At 74.2% G+C, this 19,854-nt stretch carries 16 protein-coding genes; 5 read left to right on the top strand and 11 right to left on the bottom strand.

What is annotated here, in order from left to right:
* The first annotated feature begins 149 nt into the window (after window positions 1-149).
* The 3 genes from M1O15_RS22830 to M1O15_RS22840 all read left to right on the top strand — a co-directional run bounded on the left by M1O15_RS22830 (window position 150) and on the right by M1O15_RS22840 (window position 4,221).
* Complete coding sequence (locus tag M1O15_RS22830; protein ID WP_248635996.1) at window positions 150-3,149, top strand: ATP-binding protein; 3,000 nt, start codon at window positions 150-152, stop codon at window positions 3,147-3,149.
* A 251-nt stretch (window positions 3,150-3,400) separates the two neighbouring features.
* Window positions 3,401-3,832, top strand: coding sequence for a DUF6003 family protein (locus M1O15_RS22835; RefSeq protein ID WP_248635997.1), 432 nt, complete (start codon window positions 3,401-3,403; stop codon window positions 3,830-3,832).
* 47 nt (window positions 3,833-3,879) lie between these two features.
* Complete coding sequence (locus tag M1O15_RS22840) at window positions 3,880-4,221, top strand: hypothetical protein (RefSeq protein ID WP_248635998.1); 342 nt, start codon at window positions 3,880-3,882, stop codon at window positions 4,219-4,221.
* A 17-nt stretch (window positions 4,222-4,238) separates the two neighbouring features.
* On the opposite strand, the gene M1O15_RS22845 is transcribed toward M1O15_RS22840, so the two are convergent.
* The 4 genes from M1O15_RS22845 to M1O15_RS22860 form a co-directional block, all read right to left on the bottom strand.
* Complete coding sequence (locus M1O15_RS22845; protein ID WP_248635999.1) at window positions 4,239-5,402, bottom strand: serine hydrolase domain-containing protein; 1,164 nt, start codon at window positions 5,400-5,402, stop codon at window positions 4,239-4,241.
* An 82-nt stretch (window positions 5,403-5,484) separates the two neighbouring features.
* The gene (locus tag M1O15_RS22850; RefSeq protein WP_372499554.1) at window positions 5,485-6,291 is read right to left on the bottom strand and encodes an energy-coupling factor ABC transporter ATP-binding protein; all 807 of its coding nucleotides are present in this window, start codon (window positions 6,289-6,291) and stop codon (window positions 5,485-5,487) included.
* Between the two features lie 34 nt (window positions 6,292-6,325).
* Window positions 6,326-7,096, bottom strand: a complete 771-nt coding sequence (gene cbiQ, locus M1O15_RS22855) for a cobalt ECF transporter T component CbiQ (RefSeq protein WP_248636001.1) — start codon at window positions 7,094-7,096, stop codon at window positions 6,326-6,328.
* Between the two features lies 1 nt (window position 7,097).
* On the bottom strand, window positions 7,098-8,201 hold the full coding sequence (locus tag M1O15_RS22860) for an energy-coupling factor ABC transporter permease (RefSeq protein WP_248636002.1): 1,104 nt from the start codon (window positions 8,199-8,201) through the stop codon (window positions 7,098-7,100).
* Between the two features lie 174 nt (window positions 8,202-8,375).
* Between M1O15_RS22860 and M1O15_RS22865 the strand changes: the two genes are divergently transcribed.
* Complete coding sequence (locus M1O15_RS22865; RefSeq protein WP_248636003.1) at window positions 8,376-8,804, top strand: SsgA family sporulation/cell division regulator; 429 nt, start codon at window positions 8,376-8,378, stop codon at window positions 8,802-8,804.
* An 85-nt stretch (window positions 8,805-8,889) separates the two neighbouring features.
* On the opposite strand, the gene M1O15_RS22870 is transcribed toward M1O15_RS22865, so the two are convergent.
* Window positions 8,890-11,085: an MMPL family transporter gene (locus M1O15_RS22870; protein WP_248636004.1), complete on the bottom strand. Its 2,196-nt coding sequence runs from the start codon at window positions 11,083-11,085 to the stop codon at window positions 8,890-8,892.
* A gap of 113 nt (window positions 11,086-11,198) precedes the next feature.
* Entirely contained in the window at window positions 11,199-11,792 is a 594-nt protein-coding gene (locus M1O15_RS22875) for a TetR/AcrR family transcriptional regulator (RefSeq protein ID WP_248636005.1), read from the bottom strand.
* Window positions 11,793-12,058: 266 nt separating this feature from the next.
* Here M1O15_RS22875 and M1O15_RS22880 point away from each other — a divergent pair, with 266 nt between their 5' ends.
* A complete protein-coding gene (locus M1O15_RS22880; protein ID WP_248636006.1) occupies window positions 12,059-15,790 on the top strand; it encodes a S41 family peptidase in 3,732 nt (1,243 codons plus the stop codon).
* Between the two features lie 26 nt (window positions 15,791-15,816).
* On the opposite strand, the gene M1O15_RS22885 is transcribed toward M1O15_RS22880, so the two are convergent.
* The 5 genes from M1O15_RS22885 to M1O15_RS22905 form a co-directional block, all read right to left on the bottom strand.
* Window positions 15,817-16,209: a PIN domain-containing protein gene (locus M1O15_RS22885; RefSeq protein WP_248636007.1), complete on the bottom strand. Its 393-nt coding sequence runs from the start codon at window positions 16,207-16,209 to the stop codon at window positions 15,817-15,819.
* Complete coding sequence (locus M1O15_RS22890) at window positions 16,206-16,472, bottom strand: hypothetical protein (protein WP_248636008.1); 267 nt, start codon at window positions 16,470-16,472, stop codon at window positions 16,206-16,208. The genes M1O15_RS22885 and M1O15_RS22890 overlap by 4 nt, the downstream gene beginning before the upstream one ends.
* A gap of 61 nt (window positions 16,473-16,533) precedes the next feature.
* Window positions 16,534-17,715, bottom strand: coding sequence for an alpha/beta hydrolase family protein (locus M1O15_RS22895; protein WP_248636009.1), 1,182 nt, complete (start codon window positions 17,713-17,715; stop codon window positions 16,534-16,536).
* Window positions 17,716-17,787: 72 nt separating this feature from the next.
* Window positions 17,788-18,120: a hypothetical protein gene (locus M1O15_RS22900; protein WP_248636010.1), complete on the bottom strand. Its 333-nt coding sequence runs from the start codon at window positions 18,118-18,120 to the stop codon at window positions 17,788-17,790.
* Window positions 18,104-19,810, bottom strand: coding sequence for a hypothetical protein (locus tag M1O15_RS22905; protein WP_248636011.1), 1,707 nt, complete (start codon window positions 19,808-19,810; stop codon window positions 18,104-18,106). Before M1O15_RS22905 ends, M1O15_RS22900 begins: the two co-directional genes overlap by 17 nt.
* Window positions 19,811-19,854: the final 44 nt, after the last annotated feature.

The following is a 19,854-nucleotide window of genomic DNA, read 5'->3' on the forward strand; positions in this document are numbered from 1 at the left end:
CGCCACCGCCGAACAACCGTGGCAACGCCCCGTATGGGTACGGGATTTACGCGACGCGCGTCCTTCCGGAAATCCATCGCGGTGCCTATCCTCGGGACGCCTCGGCCAGCCGTCGACGGCCATGCCGGCACCTCAGCGGGAGGGGAGCGATGACGCGCGCCACCCAGCCGGGCCGGCTCTCCGCCACCCGGCGGCGGATGAGCTCACCGGTGCTGGTCGGCCGCGCCCGTGAGCTGGGGTCGCTGGCCGCCGCCGTGGCCGCCGCCCCGTCTGTGGTCTTCGTCGAGGGCGAGGCGGGCGTCGGCAAGACCCGGCTGGTCGCCGAGATGGCCGCCGGCCTGCGCGGCGGCTCCCGGTGGACCGCGGTCGGGTACTGCCAGCCGCTGCGCGACCCCTTCCCCTACGGCGTCGTCCTGGAGTGCCTGCGCCTGTGCGCCGATCGGCTGGAGCGGGTGCGCGGGCGGCTGGGGCCGGTCCTCGGGACGCTGCGCCGCTATCTGCCCGAGCTGGCCCACCTGCTGCCGCCCGCACCGCCGGGTCCCCGGGACGCCGCGGCCGAACGGCACCAGGTCTTCCGTGCCGTCCGCGACCTGCTGGCGGTGCTGGGGCCGGCGGTGCTGGTGATCGAGGACGCGCACTGGGCGGACGAGGGGAGCCGGCAGCTGCTGCGCTTCGTGATGAGCGACCCGCCGCCGGGCCTGTCGCTCGTCCTGACCTACCGCCGCGAGGACCTGCCGGGTGACGCCCCGCTGGGCCGGACGTTCCGCCCGCCGCCGGGCACCACCGGAACGCACCTGTCGCTGGCGCCCCTGGACTCGGCCGGGGTGCGCGGACTGGTCGAAGGCATCCTGGGCCGTCCGGTCGCGGCCGGGTTCGCCGAGACGGTGCGGGAGCGCACCGCCGGCATCCCCTTCGTCGTGGAGGAGATCACCTGCGCGCTGCGCACCCGGGAAGGACGGCTGCGCACCGACGAGGCGACGGCGCGCCGGCTGCTGGACATCGTGCGGGTCCCCGTGCTGCTGCGCGAGGCGATGGCCGAGCGCATGCACGCACTGCCCGCCGACACCCGCGCCGTGGCCGAGGCGTCGGCGGTGCTCGGCGTGCCCGCCACCGCCGAGCTGCTGGGCGCGGTCGCCGGTGTGGACCGCGCCCGGGAGCAGGTCGCCGCCCTGCTGGAGCGGGCCGTGCTGGTCGAGGCGGTCGAGAACGCCTACGGGTTCCGCCATGCGCTCGGACAGCGCGCGGTGTACGACGCGCTGCCCGGTCCGCATCGCCAGGAGTTGCACCTGCGCGCCGCCCGCGAGCTGGCCCGGCTCACTCCGCGACCGCTGGTGCGGCTCGCCTCGCACTCCCGGCGCGCGGGGCTGACCGAGGACTGGCTCCGCTACAGCGAGCAGGCCGCCGACGCGGCGGTACGCGCCGGGGACACCTCCACCGCGATGGAACTGCTGCGCGCCGCGGTGGCCGATCCCGCCGTCGGCGCCGGGGACGTGAACCGGCTCGCGCTCAAACTGTGCGGGTGCGCGCTGATCGGGCTGCACCACTGGGAGGTCACCGACCGGATCGAGCGGTTGTCCTGCGACCCCCGGCTCACTGACGAGGTGCGCGCCGAGTTGCACCTGTGGCTGGGGTTGCTGCTCATCCGGGAAGCCGGCGCCATGGACCGCGGCCGGGCCGAGATCGAACTGGCCGTCGAGGCGCTGCACAGCCGTCCCGAACGGCGACTGCGCGGGATGTCCGTGCTGGCCGTGCCGTGCATGGCGACCGTCCCGTTCACCACCGACCTGATGTGGCTGGAGCGGGTGGAGGCGAGCCTGGACACCCTGCCGCAGGGCTCGCCGCGCACCGCGCTGCTGGCCAACACCCTCTGCGCCCGGACGATCTCCGGCTCGCCGCAGGCGGCGGACCGGCTCGGCCTGCTGCCCTCGGTGTCCGAGGCGGAGGCCGCCGGAGCACTGCACGACCTGGCCCGGGTGCACGCCAACCTGGCCGACGGGTGGGCCTGGACCGGGCACTACGAGCGGGCCCGGGAGTTCCTGCGCAGCGGTCTGAGTCTGGCCGGGCAGGCCGGCGCGTCCTACATCACGGGGACCGCGGAGGCCACCCGCGTCCGGCTGGACTGGTACTCCGGTGCCTGGGACGGCCTCGCGGAACGGGCCGACCGGCTCGCCCGCAGCTACGCCCACCTGCTGCCGCTCACCTGTGAACTCCGCCTGGTCCAGGGGTGGCTGGCCACCGCGCGCGGTGACTGGGACCGCGCCGAGGCCGCCTTCCGGGACACCCGCATGGACCAGCCCGAGTCGGCCATCGCCCCGGTCGCCGTCGCCGCGACCGGGGGGACGATCACGCTGCTGCTCCACCGGAACGACACCGGCGCGGCCTGCGCGTACGCCGACCGGGGCGCGGCGCTGCTGCGCCGCAAGGGCCTGTGGGTGTGGGCGGGCGAGCTGGCCTGCGAGGCCGTGGAGGCGTACCTGGCCGCCGGGCGCCGCGACGACGCGCAGGCGTTCTCCGACGAGCTGGCCGCGGGGCTGGTGGGCTTCGACGCCCCGCTGGCAGACGCCGCCCTGGTCGCCTGCCGGGCGCGGCTCGCGGACGCCGACGGGGACACCACCGGCGCGGCCCGGCTCTCCGAGGACGCGGTCGGCCGCCTCCGGGCCCTCGGCCTCCCCTACCGGGCCGCACGGTTCGCCGAGTGGGTGGCGGCGCGCGCCGCCGACGTCGCCACGCTCACCGGTCTGACGCGCACCTACGAGAAGCTGGACGCGTCCGCGGACGCCGCCCGCTGCCGCCACCTGGTCCGCGGCACCGGGGCCGCGACCCCCTCCCGGCGCGGGCGGCGCGGCTACGGCAACGAACTCTCGCCCCGGGAACGCGAGGTGGCGTCCCGGCTGGCCGACGGCCGCACCAACCGCGAGATCGCGCAGACCATGTTCCTGTCCCGCCGGACCGTCGAGGAGCACGTGGCCAACGTGCTGCGCAAGCTCGGAGCGGCCTCGCGCCAGGAAGTCGCGCACCGTCTGGCGCACCACGGCCTGCCCTGGCGCGGCGACCCGACCGCGCCGGACGACCACGGCGGCTCCACCGGAACGAGGACGGCCCCACCCCGCGCGAGCACCCGGGAGGAACACCCCGGCCCCCACGGGTGACACGGGCGCCCGCCCCGGCACAGGACGGGTGCTGTGGGTGGACGTGCGCGGCCTCCTCGGCGGGCGCACCGGTACGCTCGCCGCCACCCGAGCAGCCGCTTCACCGGGCGCGGGGTCTGCTGTGGACGGCGGATCGGCTGCGGCGAATGGCGCCTTCCGGGCGCAGGCGGAGGATTTGGGGGTAGGCCGGGAAGGGAGATGAGACGTCCGGGGGACTTGGCCGCCCGGTACCCGACGGAAGTGAGCTGACGATGACCGACGACGCCTACCTCTACCTCGCGCAGAACGGCATCACCACCGGTGCGCCAGGTGTCCCGCTGGTCGCCGTGGGCGGTCTGGAGTGCCTGGAGACCTCGGCGGTGCAGGCCTGGTTCGGCGCCCAGGGCGTCTCGCCGGACTCCCAGTCCGTACGGCTGGCGGTGCCGGAGGAGGCCGTCGCCATCCCCGACGACGCCGAGCGGCTGCCCGTACCCCTGACCGAGGAGGAGCTGGCCCGGGTCCGGCAGGCGGCCGCCTCGGGGGTGCGCTCCTCGGTGGAGGCCGAGCTCATGGCGTACCAGAACTGCGCCGGTGACCGCGACGAGCTGCTGCGCCGGGCCGTCGCCTCCGGGCTGCCCGCCCACCGGATCGCCGAGCTGACCGGCCTCGACCCGGTGACCGTCGCCGCGGCGGCGGGGAGCTGAGGGCGGCCGGGGAGGATCAGGGGACGACGAGGGGGAGGCGGGGACCGATGACCGGGAATCCGCGGCTGATGCGGGGCGGGACGCTGGTGGGCGAGCTGCGTCCCAGCGGGATGGACATGCCGCTGCTGCTGCACGACTTCCTGCCCGGACCGGGCTGGGCGGAGGTCGGCCCGTACTTCGAGGCGATGAACGCGGTCGGCCCGCACGACGCGGAGGAGCGGCTGCTGGAGCGGGCCATCGCCGCCATCGTGGCGCTGGGGCTGACCCTGGAGCACCCGGACGGCGGGCGGACGCTGAGGGTGCACCAGGAGTGCGTGCTGCGGATCGAGGACGGGGAGGCCTCGGTGCGGTACTGGGTCCAGCCGTATGAAGAGGGATCAGCGAAATAGGGATCAGCGGACAGCGGTCAGCCGATGACGGTCTTCACGGCGCGGATCAGCGCCTGGGCGCGCGGGTCGGCGGTGACGGTCCTGCGCATGCCGTTGGTGACGTAGCCGAGGGCGATGCCGGACTCCGGGTCGGCGAAGCCGAGGGAGCCGCCGCGGCCGGGGTGGCCGAAGGAGCCGGGGCCGAGCAGCGGGGAGGCCGGGCAGTGCAGCATGTAGCCGAGGCCGAAGCGGGTGGAGACCACCAGCACCCGGTCGGGCCCGGCGGACTCCTGGGTACGGGCCATGGCCAGGGTGGCCGGGGCGAAGAGCCGGTGGCCGTCCACCGGCCCGAGGGTGGCGGCGTAGAAGCGGGCCAGCGCCCGGGCGGTGGAGACGCCGGTGGAGCCGGGCAGTTCGGCGGCCCGGTAGGTGGGGTCGTTCTCGTCGGGTACGGGGGTGATGGCGGCGAAGGCGCGGCGGGTGAGCGAGTCGGGGTCGGCGTAGGCGTCGGCGACTGAGCGCTTGGGGCGCAGCCGCAGCCCGCCCCCGGCGGCCGGCTCCGGTTCGGCGACCGGGCCGACCCGGCCCACCCGGTGGGCCTCGTCCGCCGGGAGCCCGATCCACAGGTCGAGCCCGAGCGGGCGGGCGATCTCCTCGGCGACCCAGCGCCCCAGGGAGCGCCCGGTGACCCGCCGGACCAGGCCGCCGAGCAGCCAGCTGTACGTGTGGGGGTGGTAGCCGTGGTCGGTGCCGGGCCGCCACAGCGGGGCCTGGGCGGCGACGGCGGCCGAGGAGAGGGCAGGGTCGGCGGCCTCCGCCAGGGTCAGCGGGCGGTCCAGCACCGGCACGCCCGCCTGGTGGGCGAGCAGATGGCGGACGAGCGCCCGCTCCTTGCCGTTCGCCTTGAACTCGGGCCAGTAGGTGCCCACCGGTGCGTCCAGGTCGAGCTGGCCGCGCTGGTGCAGCAGCAGCGGTACGGCGGCGGCGACGCCCTTGGTGACCGAGCGGACCACCTGCGCGGTGTCCACCGCCCAGGGCGCGTCCCCGTCCACGTCCCGGGTGCCGGCCCAGAGGTCCACCACCTTGCGGCCGTCGCGGTAGACGGCGACCGCGGCGCCGCGCTCCCCGCGCTGCTCGAAGTTGCGGACGAACGCCTCCCGGACGGGTTCCCAGCCCGTCGCCGCACTTCCCTGGACGTCCACCGTCTCGTACTCCTCGCGCCTTGTCCGCCATCGCCGTACGGGGCGGTGTTGCCCACCCTGCCCCGTCCCATGGTGCAACGGGCTACCGGTCGCCCGGCTTCCGGGTCGTGGTCACGGGCGTGACCGGGGCCGCCGCCGGGTCGAAGCCGAACGGCAGCTCCAGCCGGTGGCGGCGCATCAGCTCCCGGTCGGCGAGGAGTTCCCCGGTCGGGGCGTCGGCGGCGATCACCCCCTCGCTGAGCACCACCGAGCGCGGGCACAGCTCCAGCGCGTAGGGGAGGTCATGGGTGACCATCAGCACGGTGACGTCCAAGGAACGGACGATGTCGGCCAGTTCGCGGCGCGAGGCGGGGTCGAGGTTGGAGGAGGGCTCGTCCAGGACCAGGATCTCCGGCTCCATGACCAGCACGGTGGCGACGGCCACCCGGCGGCGCTGCCCGAAGGAGAGGTGGTGCGGCGGCCGGTCGGCGAACTCGGCCATGCCGACCCGTTCCAGCGCGGTGCGCACCGCCGCCTCCAGCTCCGGGCCGCGCATCCCGGCGGCGGCCGGGCCGAAGGCCACGTCCTCCCGGACGGTGGGCATGAACAGCTGGTCGTCCGGGTCCTGGAAGACGATCCCGACCCGGCGCCGGATCTCCGCCAGGTTGGCCTTGGCCACCGGCAGCCCGGCGACGGCGACCGTCCCGGCGCCCGCGGTGAGGATGCCGTTGAGATGAAGGACCAGGGTGGTCTTGCCCGCGCCGTTGGGGCCGAGCAGGGCGACCCGCTCACCGCGCTCCACGGTCAGGTCGACGCCGAACAGGGCCTGGTGGCCGTCGGGGTACGCGTAGGCGAGGCCGCGCACGTCCAGGGAGGGGACAAAAGCCAGGGTGCCGCTCATGGCGTCCATCCCAGCAGACGGCCGTGCCCGCTGCGTACCGGGGTCACAGCGCCCACCCCAGCAGGCAGACCAGCAGCGCGGCCAGCGGCAGGGCGGCCGCGGCGGTCCACTGGGCGCGGGAGGCGGTGACCCGGTCGATCACCGGCATGGTCCCGGCGTAGCCGCGGCTGAGCATCGCCAGATGGACGCGTTCGCCGCGCTCGTAGGAGCGGATGAACAGGGCGCCGGCCGACTTGGCGAGTACCGCCCAGTGCCGCGGGCCGCTGGCCTCGAAGCCCCGGGAGCGGCGGGCGACGGACATCCGCCGCATCTCGTCGGTGACCACGTCCCCGTAGCGGATCATGAAGGTGGCGATCTGCACCAGCAGCGGCGGCAGCCTCAGCCGCTCCAGCCCGAGCAGCAGCGCGCGCAGCTCGGTGGTGGCGGCGAGCAGGACCGACGCGGCGACCCCGAGGGTGGCCTTGGCCAGCACGTTCCAGGCGTCCCACAGTCCGGGGACGGAGACGGAGACGGGCAGGAAGCCGAGCGGCTGGATCTGCTCGCCGGGCACCACGAACGGCATCAGGAAGGCGAAGGCGACGAACGGCACCTCGATCAGCATCCGCCGCAGCAGGAAGCCGATCGGGACCCTGGCCGTCACGGCGACGGCGGCGAGCAGCAGGGCGTACGCGCCGAAGGCCCAGAGCGCGGTGCGCGGGGTGCAGACCACGACCAGGACGAAGCAGAAGACGGCCGCCAGCTTGCAGTGCGGCGGGAGCCGGTGGACGGCGGAGTCCCCCTGGCGGTAGAGCCGGTGGGCGTGGCCCGCACCCATCTCAGACGCTCTCCCGGTCCTGGCGGTCGCTCTGCTCGCGGTGGCCGGGGGTCTCGCGGCGGCGGCGGACGACGGTGAAGACCCCGGTGCCGAGGGCGATGGTGCCGGCCACCCCGATGGCCCCGGCCAGGCCGACCGACAGCCTCGGGTCGTCGATGCCGGCCACCCCGTAGTCGGCGAGCGGGGAGTCGGCCAGCCCGTGGTCCTGGACCTCCCGGTCGATTCCCTTGTCGGCGGCGACCCGCTCCAGGCCGTCGGGGCTGGCGGAGGCGTAGAAGGAGAAGAACGCGGCCAGGACGAGGGCGGCCGCCGCCCCGACGCCCCACACCCGGCGGGTGGAGTGGCGGTGTACGGGGGCGGAGGCGGGCTCCGGCTCGCGCGCCGGGGCGTCCACCAGTGCGCCGCCGACCCGCAGCTTCAGCGGTGCGGCCAGGTCCCGGGCCCCGTACACCAGGTCGGGGCGGACGGCGAGCACGGCGCCCACGGTCACCGCGGTGATCAGGGCCTCGCCGATGCCGATCAGGACATGGACGCCGAGCATGGCGGCGAGCACGGTGCCGACCGGGACGTCGGTGGTGCCGCCGATGGCGTACAGCAGGGTGAAGGCGGCCGCCGCGGCCGGTACGGAGACCAGTGCGGCGACGAAGGAGGCGGCCGTCACCGAGGAGCGCCGGCGCGGCAGCACCTTCACCAGGGTGCGGAAGAGGGCGTAGGCCACGACGACCGTGACTCCGCCCATCAGCAGGATGTTGACCCCGAGCGCGGTGAGCCCGCCGTCGGCGAAGAGCAGCGCCTGCATCAGCAGCACCACGGAGACGACCAGGACCCCGGTGTACGGCCCGACCAGGATCGCCGCGAGCGCCCCGCCGAGCAGATGGCCGCTGGTCCCGGCGGCCACCGGGAAGTTCAGCATCTGCACGGCGAAGACGAAGGCGGCGACCAGCCCGGCCAGCGGCGCCGTCTTCTCTCCCCCATGCCTGGCGGCATGGGAGGTGCCCCCAAGTTCCTTGGAGGCCCCGCGCAGGGCGACGGCCACCGCTGCGGCGGCGGCGACCCCGGCGGCGACGGAGACGGGTGCGTTGATGAATCCGTCAGGGACATGCATGGTGGGCCCGCTTTCGGACAGGCGATACGGAGAGGGCTTCCGCATGATGGGGCTTGTTGCGAGCCGGTCGCAAGAGCCAGTCCATTGTCACAAGGGTGCCGTAGGGGGGCGGGCGTTTTCCACTGAGAAGTGGGACATTGGAGACAAACAACGCAAGCGTGAGGAGTCGGGTCGATGTATCCCGCCGAGGAAGGCCCCACAGAGGAAGGCCACGTCGTCCACACCAAGGCGCTGATCGTGACCGACGGCCCGCTCTCCCGCCCCGTACCGGTCGCCCTGCGCATCGACCCGACCGAGCCCGAGCACGAGCACGAGCCCGATACCGCCGGCGAAGAGGCGGCCGAGCCGTCCGTGCGCTTCTGCTTCCCCGGCGGCACCGAGTGGCCGGTGCCCCGGGCGCTGCTGGAGAAGGGCCTGCGCGGCCCGGCCCGCGGCGGTGACATCGAGATCTGGCCCTGCGGCCGGGTGCAGGTGATCGTGGAGTTCCACGCGCCGGAGTCGGTCGCGGTGGTCCAGTTCGACTCCTCGGCGCTGCTGCGCTGCGTCCGCCGCAGCTACGCGGCCTCGGCGGCGGCCGCGTCCCGCCCCTCCGTCACCAGCTGAGCCGGCCGAGCCCCACCCGGACACGCACCGGTGGCCGGACCCCGTCCAGGGGTCCGGCCGCCGGTCATACCGGAAAGGGGTGTCGTCAGCGGCCGGTGCCGCCACCGCCCGCGGTGACCAGCTCCCGCTCGTCCTCGCCACGCCGACTCTCGATGTGCTTGCGCAGCGAGTCGCCTTCGACGTCCACGTTGGGCAGCGCGCGGTCCAGCCAGCGCGGCAGCCACCAGGCGGCGCGGCCGAGCAGGGCCAGCACCGCCGGGACGATGGCCATCCGGACCACGAAGGCGTCGAAGAAGACGGCGACGGCGAGGCCAAAGCCGATCATCTTGACCATCTGGTCGCTGGAGCCGATGAACCCGGCGAAGACGGCGATCATGATGATCGCGGCGGCGGTGACCACCCGGGCCCCGTGCCGGAAGCCGGTGACGACCGCCTCGTGCGGGGTCTCACCGTGGACGAACGCCTCCCGCATCCGGGTGACCAGGAAGACCTCGTAGTCCATCGCCAGCCCGAAGACCACACCGATCATGAAGATCGGCATCATGCTCATGATCGGGCCGGTCTGCTCGACGCCGAACACCGAGCCCAGCCAGCCCCACTGGAAGACCGCGACCACCGCGCCCAGCGCGGCGACGACCGAGAGCAGGAAGCCGAGCGCCGCCTTGAGCGGGACGAGCACCGAGCGGAAGACCACCATCAGCAGCAGGAACGCCAGGCCGACCACCAGCGCCAGATACGGCACCAGGGCGTCGTTCATCTTCTGCGAGAAGTCGATGTTCATCGCGGTGGCGCCGGTGACATGGACCTCGTCCCCGGTGGTGTCCCGGATGGAGTGGACCAGCTCCTCGGTCTCGGTGGAGGAGGGGCGGTCCTTGGGCACCACGGTGACGATCGCGGTGTCGCCGGCCTTGTTGAACATCGCCGGGGTGACCGCGGCGACCCCGTCGACCTTCTTGATCTGGCCGGTGGCCTTCTCCGCGGACTCCTTGCCGCCCTCGACCACGATCATCAGCGGGCCGTTGGCGCCGGGGCCGAAGCCCTCGGAGATCAGGTCGTAGGCGCGGCGCTGGGTGGTGGAGGTGGGCTGGGCGCCGTCGTCCGGCAGGCCGACCTCCAGCGAGGCGGCCGGGACGGCGATCACCCCGAGGCCGATCACCCCGGCGAGCAGCACGGCGACCGGGTGGCGCAGCACGGTACGGGCCCAGCGGGTGCCCATGTTCGGCTTGGCGTCGGCGCCCGAGCCGTCCTCGGCGAGCTTGGCGCGGGCCTTGCGGCCGTGCACCCAAGTGCCGGCGTAGCCGAGCAGCGCGGGGATGAGGGTGAGGGCGATGAGCACGGCGATGGCGACCGTGCCGGCCGCGGCGAGGCCCATCTTCGTCAGCATCGGGATGTTGACGACGGCGAGGCCGGTCAGCGCGATGACCACGGTGAGGCCGGCGAAGACGACCGCGGAGCCGGCGGTGCCGACGGCGCGCCCGGCGGCCTCCTCCTTCTCCCGGCCCTCGGCGAGTTCGGCGCGGTAGCGGGAGACGATGAACAGCGCGTAGTCGATGCCGACCGCGAGGCCGATCATGGTGGCCAGGATGCCGGTGGTGGAGCCCAGGTCGAGGGCACCGGCCAGCGCGGTGATGGCCGAGGAGCCGATGCCGACCCCGATCAGGGCGGTGACCAGCGGCATTCCGGCGGCGATCAGCGAGCCGAAGGTGATGACCAGGACGAGGGCGGCGATGACCACGCCGACGATCTCGCCGGAGCCCGTCTCGGGCACCGCCTGGAGGGCGTCACCGCCGATCTCCACGGTGAGCCCGGACTTGCGGGCCTGGTCGCCGGCCTCGGTGAGCGCCTCGCGGTCCGCGTCGGTCAGCTCCATGCCGTTGACCTTGTACGACACCTGGGCGTAGGCGGTGGTGCCGTCCCGCGAGACGGCCTGCGACCGGTAGGGGTCGCTGACGTCGGCGACCTTGTCGGAGCCGGAGCGCAGCTCGCCGACAGCCTGGGTGACGACAGCCTTGTTGGCCTCGTCGGTCATCTTCTGGCCGCCCGGGGCCTTGAAGACGACCCGGGCGGTGGCGCCGTCCGCGCCGGCGTCGGGGAAGCGCTCGTCGAGCAGGTCGAAGGCCCGCTGGGCCTCCGTGCCGGGTATGGAGAAGGAGCTGGAGGTGGCGGCGGGCGCCAGCGCGGCGCCGGTTCCGGCGAGGGCCAGCAGGGCAACCCAGAGCAGGGCCACCAGATGCCGGCGCCGGAAGGCGGCACGGCCGAGTCGGTACAGGAACGTGGCCACGAGGGCGTCTCCCGGTTCGAGAGGGACAGGACATGGGGAGTCGGCCGACGGCGCGAGCGGTCACGCGTCAGTTGAGCTGCGGGTGGTGCGGATCGAGCTCTGGGTGGTACGGGTTACGGCTGGCTGCGAGGGGTTCGGACGAGGAGGGCGGGGAGGACCACCGCGTCGATGTACTCGGTCAGAAAGGCCCGGTCCACGTCCCGGGCGTCGATCAGCGGACGGACGACGAAGAGCCCGAGCACCATGTGCGGGACGAGCTGGAGGGCCGGGTTGTCGGCCGCCACCTCACCCCGCCGCACCGCACGGGCCAGCACCTCGCCGAGGCCGGTGACCTCCGGCTCGACCAGGAGCTCGCGCAGCGCCTGGAGCAGGTCGGGATGGTCGTGGACGGCGTGGACCAGACCCCGCATCAGCGCGGAGTCCTTCTCGATCTGGCACTCGTCGGTGTGCGCCAGCAGTGCCAGGAAGTCGCCGCGGAGCGAACCGGTGTCGATCGCGGCGATGTCCACCGGCTTGTCGTTCCGCAGCGCGTGCGCGACCAGTTCGGGCTTGCTCCCCCACTGGCGGTAGAGGGTGGCCTTGCTGGAGCGCGTCCGCGCGGCGACCGCGTCCATGGTCAGCGCGTCGTACCCGACCTCCCGGAGCAGGTCGAGGACGGCCTCGTACAACTCCGCCTCGCGCTCGGGGGTGAGCCTGCCGCGTGCCATGGGACCGTCCTGCGTGTGATGCGTTGACCGGCCGCGAGCGGTCCGCCCCCGGTCGGCACCGGGCCGCCCGGACACACATCCACTCGCGATACGAAACGGTTTCGTACACCAGCATCGTATGTCCGCCCCTCAGCGAAACGAAACGGTTTCGTACGTGTCCCCGATCACGTCCCGGCGCCCGCCGTGCCGAACCGCCGAAGCGAGAAGATCGTGGAAGTCCCCCCAGCCGGGTTGCCGGGCCCCTTCCGCGCGGAAAGCATGAACGTGTGAGCAGCGAAGCCGCCTACCTCCGTCACCCGCACCTCCACGACGACCTGCTGTGCTTCACGGCCGAGGACGACCTGTGGATCGCCCCGCTCGCGGCGGACGGCGATCCGCCCGGGCGGGCCTGGCGGTTGACGGTGGACCGCACCCGGGTGGACCAGCCGCGCTTCTCGCCGGACGGCCGCCATATCGCGTACACGACCTGGCGGAGCCTGGACCCGGAGATCCACCTCGCCCCGGTGGACGGCGGCCCGGCCCGGCGGCTGACCTACTGGGGTGCGCTGGACACCCGGGTCTGCGGCTGGACGCCGGACGGCGAGATCCTGGCCGTCGCCTCGCACGGCCAGCCGTTCTCGCACTTCTCCTGGGCCTACAAGGTGCCGGTGGACGGCTCCCCCGGGGGCCGGCTGCCCTGGGGGCCGGTCTCGGACATCGCCGTCGCCGACGTGGGCGGCCGCCACCTCACCCTGCTGCTGACCGGGAAGCCGCCGCACGAGCCGGCCGCCTGGAAGCGGTACCGGGGCGGGGCGACCGGCCGGCTCTGGCTGCACGGCGAGCAGCTGCTGCCCGAGCTGGACGGGCGGGGGCATCTGGACTGCGCGATGTTCGTCGGCGAGCGGATCGCCTTCCTCTCCGACCACGAGGGTGTCGGCAACCTCTACTCCTGCCGCCCCGACGGCTCCGGCCTCACCCGGCACACCGACCACGACGAGTTCTACGCCCGGCACGCCTCCACCGACGGGCGGCGGGTGGTCTACCAGTGCGCCGGCGAGCTGTGGACGGTGGACGCGCTCACCCCCGACTCGCGGCCGCGCCGGCTGGACGTCCGGCTCGGCGGCCCCCGCCCCGGCCGCCGCACCTACCAGGTCCCGGCCTCCCACCACGTCAACGCCGTCGCGGTGGACGACACCGGCCGGGCCAGCGCGGTGGGCGTGCGCGGCAGCCTCTACTGGCTCACCCACCGGGACGGCCCCGCCCGCACCATCGCGGACACCCCCGGCGTACGGGTACGGCTGCCGGTGATGCTGGGCGACGGCGGCCGGGTCGCCTACGTCACCGACGCCGAGGGCGAGGACGCCGTCGAGATCGCCCACCTCCCCCGGGCCAGCGGTGACCGCCCGATCCGCCGCCTGGCCGCCGGTGAACTGGGCCGCGTCCACGAGCTGGCCGCCGACCCGGACGGCGACCGGCTGGCGGTCGCCTGCCACGACGGACGGCTCCTCCTCCTGGACGTCTCCGCCGAGGACGCGGCAGCGGTACCCGAGGCGGCGGCCCCCTCGACAGGCGGCATCACGAACGGCCCCCGCCTGGTGCGCGCCCGACCGGTCGGCACGGAGGCGGGCGGGGGCACGGGTGCGAAATCCGGTACGGATACGGGTGCGGGCGCGGGCGCCGAAGACCGTACGCGTACGGATACGGGCGCGGGCGCCGAAGACGGTACGGGTACGGGTACGGACACTGGCAGTCGTACGGGCGCCGGTGCCGGTGCCGACGGCCGTACGGGCGCGGGCGCCCAGGAGGCCCCCGAGCCGGAAGCCGACGTCCAACAGGCCCCCAAGACCGCCCAGTCCCCCGCCCAAGAGGCCCCCGGGCCGGAAGCCGACGTCCAACAGGCTCCCAAGACCGCCCAGTCCCCCGCCCAGGAGACGGCCGCCCCGGAGCCCCGCTCCCCGGAGACGGCCGCCCCGGCGCCCCCCTCCCCGGAGGCTTCAGCCTCCCCCTCCCCCTCCCCCTTCGAACTGACCCGCTCCGTCAACGGCCCCGTCCGCGACCTGGCCTTCTCCCCCGACGGGGCCTGGCTGACCTGGTCGCACCCCGGCATCGGCCGCTCCCTCCGCCAGATCAAGATCGCGCGCATCGCCGACCGCACCATCGTGGACGTCACCAACGGCCGCTTCGAGGACGAGAACCCGGTCTTCACCCGGGACGGCCGCTATCTCGCCTTCCTCTCCTGGCGGGGCTTCGACCCGGTGTACGACGTGCACACCGGCGACCTCTCCTTCCCGCTGGGCTGCCGCCCCCATCTCGTACCACTGGCCTCCGCCACCCCCTCCCCCTTCGCCCTCTCCCCCGAGGGGCGCCCGGCGGCGGGCGGGCTGGACCCGGGTGAGGCCGGGACCGGCGACGGCACCGTGGTGGTGGAGTTCGAGGGGCTGGAGAGCAGGGTGACCGCCTTCCCGGTCTCCGCCTCCAAGTACTCCTCGCTGCGGCCGGTCGCGGGCGGCGGACTGGTCTGGATGCGCTGGCCGATCTCCGGGGCGCTGGGTGAGACCTTCGCCAACCCGGCCGACACCTCGGGGCGGCCCACCCTGGAGCACTTCAGCCTGGCCAAGGCCCGCCGCACCGAACTGGTCAGCGGACTCGACTCGTTCGCGGTGAGCGGCGACGGCACCCGGCTGGTCGTGCTGGACGAGGGTGAGCTGCGGGCCGTCCCGGCGACCGAGCCCGGGGACGGCGACAGCACGGTCTACCTGGACACCCGCCGGATCCTGCACGAGGTGGACCCGTGTGCCGAGTGGCGGCAGGCCTACGACGAGGCGGGGCGGATCATCCGGTCCTACTTCTGGGACCCGGGGATGAGCGGTATCGACTGGGAGCAGATCCTCGACCAGTACCGCCCGCTGCTCGAACGGGTGTCCTCACCCGACGAGTTCGCCGATCTGGTCCGCGAGGTGCTGGGCGAGCTGGGCACCTCGCACGCGTATGTCACCCCCGCGCGCCGCAACGAGGGCCCTCCGCACTACCAGCGCCCCCAGGGCCTGCTCGGCACCAACTTCACCGTCCGGGACGGCCGCTGGCTGGTCAAGCGGATCCTGCCCGGTGAGTCCTCCGACTCCAAGGCCCGCTCCCCGCTGGCCGGTACGGGCATCCGCGAGGGTGCCGCGCTCACCCATGTGGACGGCCGCCCGGTGGACCCGGTGGCCGGCCCCTTCCCCCTTCTCGCGGGCGCCGGCGGCACCTCCGTGGAGCTGACCTTCGAGCCGCCCGAGGGCGAGCCGGGCCGGGCGCGGCGGATCGCCATCGTGCCCCTGTCGGACGAGCGGCCGCTGCGCTACCAGGACTGGGTGGCCAAACGGCGGGATGTGGTGCGCGAGTTGAGCAACGGCATGTGCGGCTATCTGCACATCCCCGACATGGGCGGCTCGGGCTGGGCGCAGTTCAACCGCGACCTGCGGATGGAGGTCTCCCGGCCCGCGCTGATCGTGGACGTGCGCGGCAACGCCGGCGGCCATATCAGCGAGCTGGTGGTGGAGACCCTGACCCGCAAGATCCTGGGCTGGGACCTCACCCGCAACGCGCAGCCCGTCTCGTACTCCTCCAACGCCCCGCGCGGCCCGGTGGTGGCCCTCGCCGACGAGGCCACCGCCTCCGACGGCGACATGATCACCGCCGCCTTCCGGCTGCTGAAGCTCGGCCCGGTCGTCGGGCTGCGCACCTGGGGCGGGGTGGTCGGCATGACCGGCCGCCACCGCCTGGGCGACGGCACGGTCATCACCGTGCCGATGAACGCGGCCTGGTTCGACGAGTACGGCTGGACCGTGGAGAACCGGGGCGTGGAGCCCGACATCGAGATCCCGCGCACCCCGCTGGACTGGGCCGAGGGCCGCCACCGCCAGCTCTCCGACGCGGTCGAGCTGGCGATGGAGCTCCTCGCCGACCACCCCGCGGCCCGCCCACCCGACTACTCCCAGGTCCCGGACCTGCGCCGCCCCAAGCTCCCGCCACGGGGGTGAGGCGGGCGGGCCCAGTGGCCGGACGGTCAGACGATGCGAACGACGGGGGCGGGCTTGATGTCCAAGGCGTCGATGAGAACCCGGATGTCGGACGGGTCGGAGGTCCAGACGACGGCACCGTAGTTGGCCGCCATGACGACGACCGTGGCATCGACTACGTCACTGGTTCCGGCCTCGCCGCAGAGAATGCCGGCGGCCTTGGCCGTCTCCAGGCCGACCGGCACAACCGTGCACCCGGCGAGGAACTTGCCGAGCCTGACCTGGCGACGCGAGTTCCGCCAGGCCTGGCTGACGACCACGGACGGGACGTGGATGTCACGGCCCTCCTCCAAGGCCAGGTGGTGGCGAGCCCACATGCTCCGGTCGTCGTTGTCGATGGCGATCAGCACACCAGCGTCGTAGAGGTAGGGGATGCTCACGCGGCCGAGGTCCCCGCACTGCTCAGATACTCGGCGTCGGCGGCGGCCATCTCCGCGCGGGCGGCGGCGAGCTCGTCCGGCGTGAAGGCGCCGCGCTCCGCCTGCCACTCCTGCACCACCGCCCGGGCGGCCCGCCGACGCAGTTCCCGCTCAGCCGCCCCCGCGACAAGCCGGGAAAGCGGCACTCCTTCTTGCTCGGCCGCGTCCGCCAGTGCTTCGACCAGGGACTCATCGAGAGTGACGGTCACCTTCTTGGTAGCCATACAAACACCATATCTCGATATGGCGACAGGCGAGAAGGGACGAGACTGAGGCGGGCGGCCCTCAGGGCTGGAACACCACCTCCGGGTTCGCGGCGCTCGGCCCGTCGAAGAGCGGTGCCGGGCGGCCGCGCAGCTGGTGGTCGAAGAAGGCGCCCACATAGGCGCGGGTGATCTGCTGCGAGCGGGTGCCGGAGAGCGGGGAGTCCGGGTCGGTGTCACCGGCCAGTTCGCCCAGCACGGGCCAGTCGGTGAAGGCGAAGTGGCCGGCGCCGGTGACCGTCAGCCACCGCTTCCAGCCGTCCAGCCGCTGCCAGGCCTGCTCCCAGCTGTGGTCCTCGACGTCCGGGGGCAGCAGGGCCGGGTCGCCGCCGAGCATCAGATAGGGCCGACCGTCGAGCCCCCGCTCCGGCACCGGGGTGAAGAAGGTGCCGTCGAGGTTGACCCCCGCCTTCACCCGGCGGTCGGCCGCCATCACCGCCGCCGTGCTCGCCCCGCCGATGGAGTGCCCGGCGGCACCGATCCGGCGCGGGTCGATCAGCTCCGCGTACCGCCACACCGCCCGGGGCCCGGTCAGCCGGTCCAGTACGAACGAGATGTCCTTGGCCCGCCCGTCCGAGACCCGGCCCATCTCCTCCATCGAGGAGATCTGCTCGCAGGCGGCACAGCCCAGCAGCCGCCCGCCCGGGAAGCTGGTGCCGTCCGTCTCGTACGCGTGGTCCACGGCCGCGACCACATAGCCGCGGCTGGCCAGCTCCTCGGCGAGCGAGGTCAGCGTGGTGCGCGGCACGGTGAAGCCGGGCGAGAGCACCACCAGCGGATGGCGGCCCGTCAACGGCCGGGCGCCGTCACGCGCGTACGTGCGCGTCGCGCTCACCTGCTCCGCCGTCACATGCCGCCCCAGCGTGCCCCGGTCGGTAAGCAGCGCCGTGGCCTCCGGCACCGTCATATACGAGGCCGGACGGCCGGTGCCCGCCCTGGCCGGGTAGTACAGCGACAGCAGCAACTCCCGGTCGGCCGTGGGCACCCAGGGGTCCTTGCGGCCCTTGTCGACCAGGTGCAGCGTGTCCCGGCCCACGGCGGATGCGCCGGTCGGCTCCGGCAGGGTGAGCCGGGGCGCGGCGGTGCCGGAGCCCGCGGGCGAGGGCCCGGCGCTCGCGGCAACCGCCGTACCGGACAGGGCGGTCGGGGCGGCCAAGGTCAACGCGGCCAGCGTCAGCGCCAAGGCGCGAATCGATCTCCTCATGATCACGATCGTAGATCTCAACTCAGGCCAGCCTGACCTTGTTTAACGGAGCCATCGCAGAGGATCGCCAGCTCATCCTTCGGAGGGCCGGGCGTCCAGCGCCAGCACCTCGTCGATCGCCGACCGGATCAACTCGTCGTCCAGGAAGGCCCGGTAGTCCCGGTACGTCGACAGCCGCCGGTCGGAGTTCCGCACCGTACGCAGCAGGCTCCGCGCCTCCGGAGAGACCGTGCCGATCCGTGCCAGCGCCCGCAGCGCCTCGTGGAACAGGCCGTAGGAGTCCCCGCCCTCGGCGACATCCGCGAGGCACCCCTCCAGGACGGAGGCGCTGGGCTCCGGCTCCCCGGTGATCGACCAGAGGGCGACCGCCGCCTTGGGCCGTGCCCAGTCATCCCCGTCCGCCATGACCCGGCGCACCCGCTCGGCGTACGGCGCCGCCGCCGGGCCGAAGTACCCCATGCAGGCGGATCGGACCGAGGTACGGCTCCTCCGCGCTCGCCATCTCCGCACCGACCGACCGCAGCGCCGCCTCGCGGTCGCCCCCGAGCCGCCAGCAGGCCCAGGCCACCCAGGGGTGGTCGGCAGGTTCGCCCAGGTGCGCGCACCCGCGCACGGCCGGCTCGGCGGACCTCGCCGCCGGGCCCATCGCCAGCAGCGCGTTCACCGCCTCCCGCGCGTACCGCGCATCACCCAGCAGGGCCACCATCTCGGGCAGCGCGGGCGCGGCGGCGGGTCCCCAGGCGGCCAGGACCCTCAGAAACGTGCCGGTCAGCGGGCCGCCCCCGCCGCCCTCCGCGAGCGCCGCGCGCACCTCCGGCACCAGGGCCTCCGCGTAGGTGCGCAGCGGGGCCAGCACCTCCTCGACCTCCGGCAGCCGGGGGTCGCCCATGACGTACCCCCGGGACCAGGCTCCCCGGTACGGCGCGCACAGCCGCTCCACCAGCCCCGGCAGCGCCCGTTGGTCACCGATGCGGGCCAGCGCCCAGCGGGCGTGATCGCCGATGGTCCCCTCCAGGAGCCAGGCCTCCCCCGGGTCGTCCACCAGCGCGGCCAACTCCTCGGCGTACGGGGCCGCCTGGGCGCCCAGCACCGCCAGCAGATGGACCGCCCGGTACCGTACGCCGTCGTCCGGGTCGGCGAGCAGCGCACCGGCGAGCGGCAGCAGCACGGCGGCCGCCGACGGCAGGACCACCAGCACCTGCCACACCGCGTCCAGCATCTCCCGGCACACCGGGGCGTTCCCGGTGCGCCGCGCCTCTTCCAGGAGCCGCAGGGCGAAGGCCAGCTGCGTCCGGGGCTCGTCCTCGAAGAGCTGCGCCGACCAGCGGGCCACGTCCTCACGTGCGAAGGCCCCCTGGACACCGGGCGCGTACCAGACGTCCTCGAAGCGCGCGTCCGGGTCGCAGACCACCTCCACCAGCAGCTCCGACTCCTCCACGGCCACCCGGGGCTCGAAGGCCGCCCAGGCGTGCACGGCCGCGGCCCGCATCACCGGGACGCCGGTCCGCAGCACCTCCTCCGCCACCGCCCGTACCCGCTCCACCGCCCCGGCGTCCGCCGACCCCGCGGCGGCGGTCCCGAGGGCGAGCAGTACGGTCAGCCGCACCGCCGGGTCCCTCTCCTCCCGCCACCGCTCCAGCAGCCCGCCGATCCCCCCGGCCAGCCCCAGGGCCTCCCTCCGTACCGCTGGATCCTGGTCCACGAGCAGCGCCCCGATCGCCGGGGCATGGCGCTCCCACGCCTCACGCCACCCGGCGTCCACGTCCTCCGGCCGGGCCCCCGCCACCTCCTCGTGCAGGCCCACCAGGTCGTCGACGAAGCTGGTCCGGCAGCCCAGCTCCGGGTCGCCGGCGAGAGCGACGAGGACGGGCAGCAGGACGGTCGCCAGCACCGCCCCGTCTCCGGTCGCCCGCATGCTGTAGCCATACGACATCCGCTCGAACGGCTCGCAGGCGTCCTCCTCGGTGGCCTGCCGCCCCTTGCGCACCAGCCGCCTCAGACCGCGTCGCAGCTCCCCGGCCGGGCTCCGCCCCACCTCGGAGACCACCCGCTCCCACGGCACCTCGTCCACCGCCGCCAGCGTTCCGTCCGCCATCCCTCCCCCATCCCCGGCCCATCCCCGTCCCCGTCCCCCGGTCG

Origin of the sequence: Streptomyces lichenis (assembly GCF_023218175.1) — a bacterium.
Taxonomy (GTDB): Bacteria; Actinomycetota; Actinomycetes; order Streptomycetales; family Streptomycetaceae; genus Streptomyces; species Streptomyces lichenis.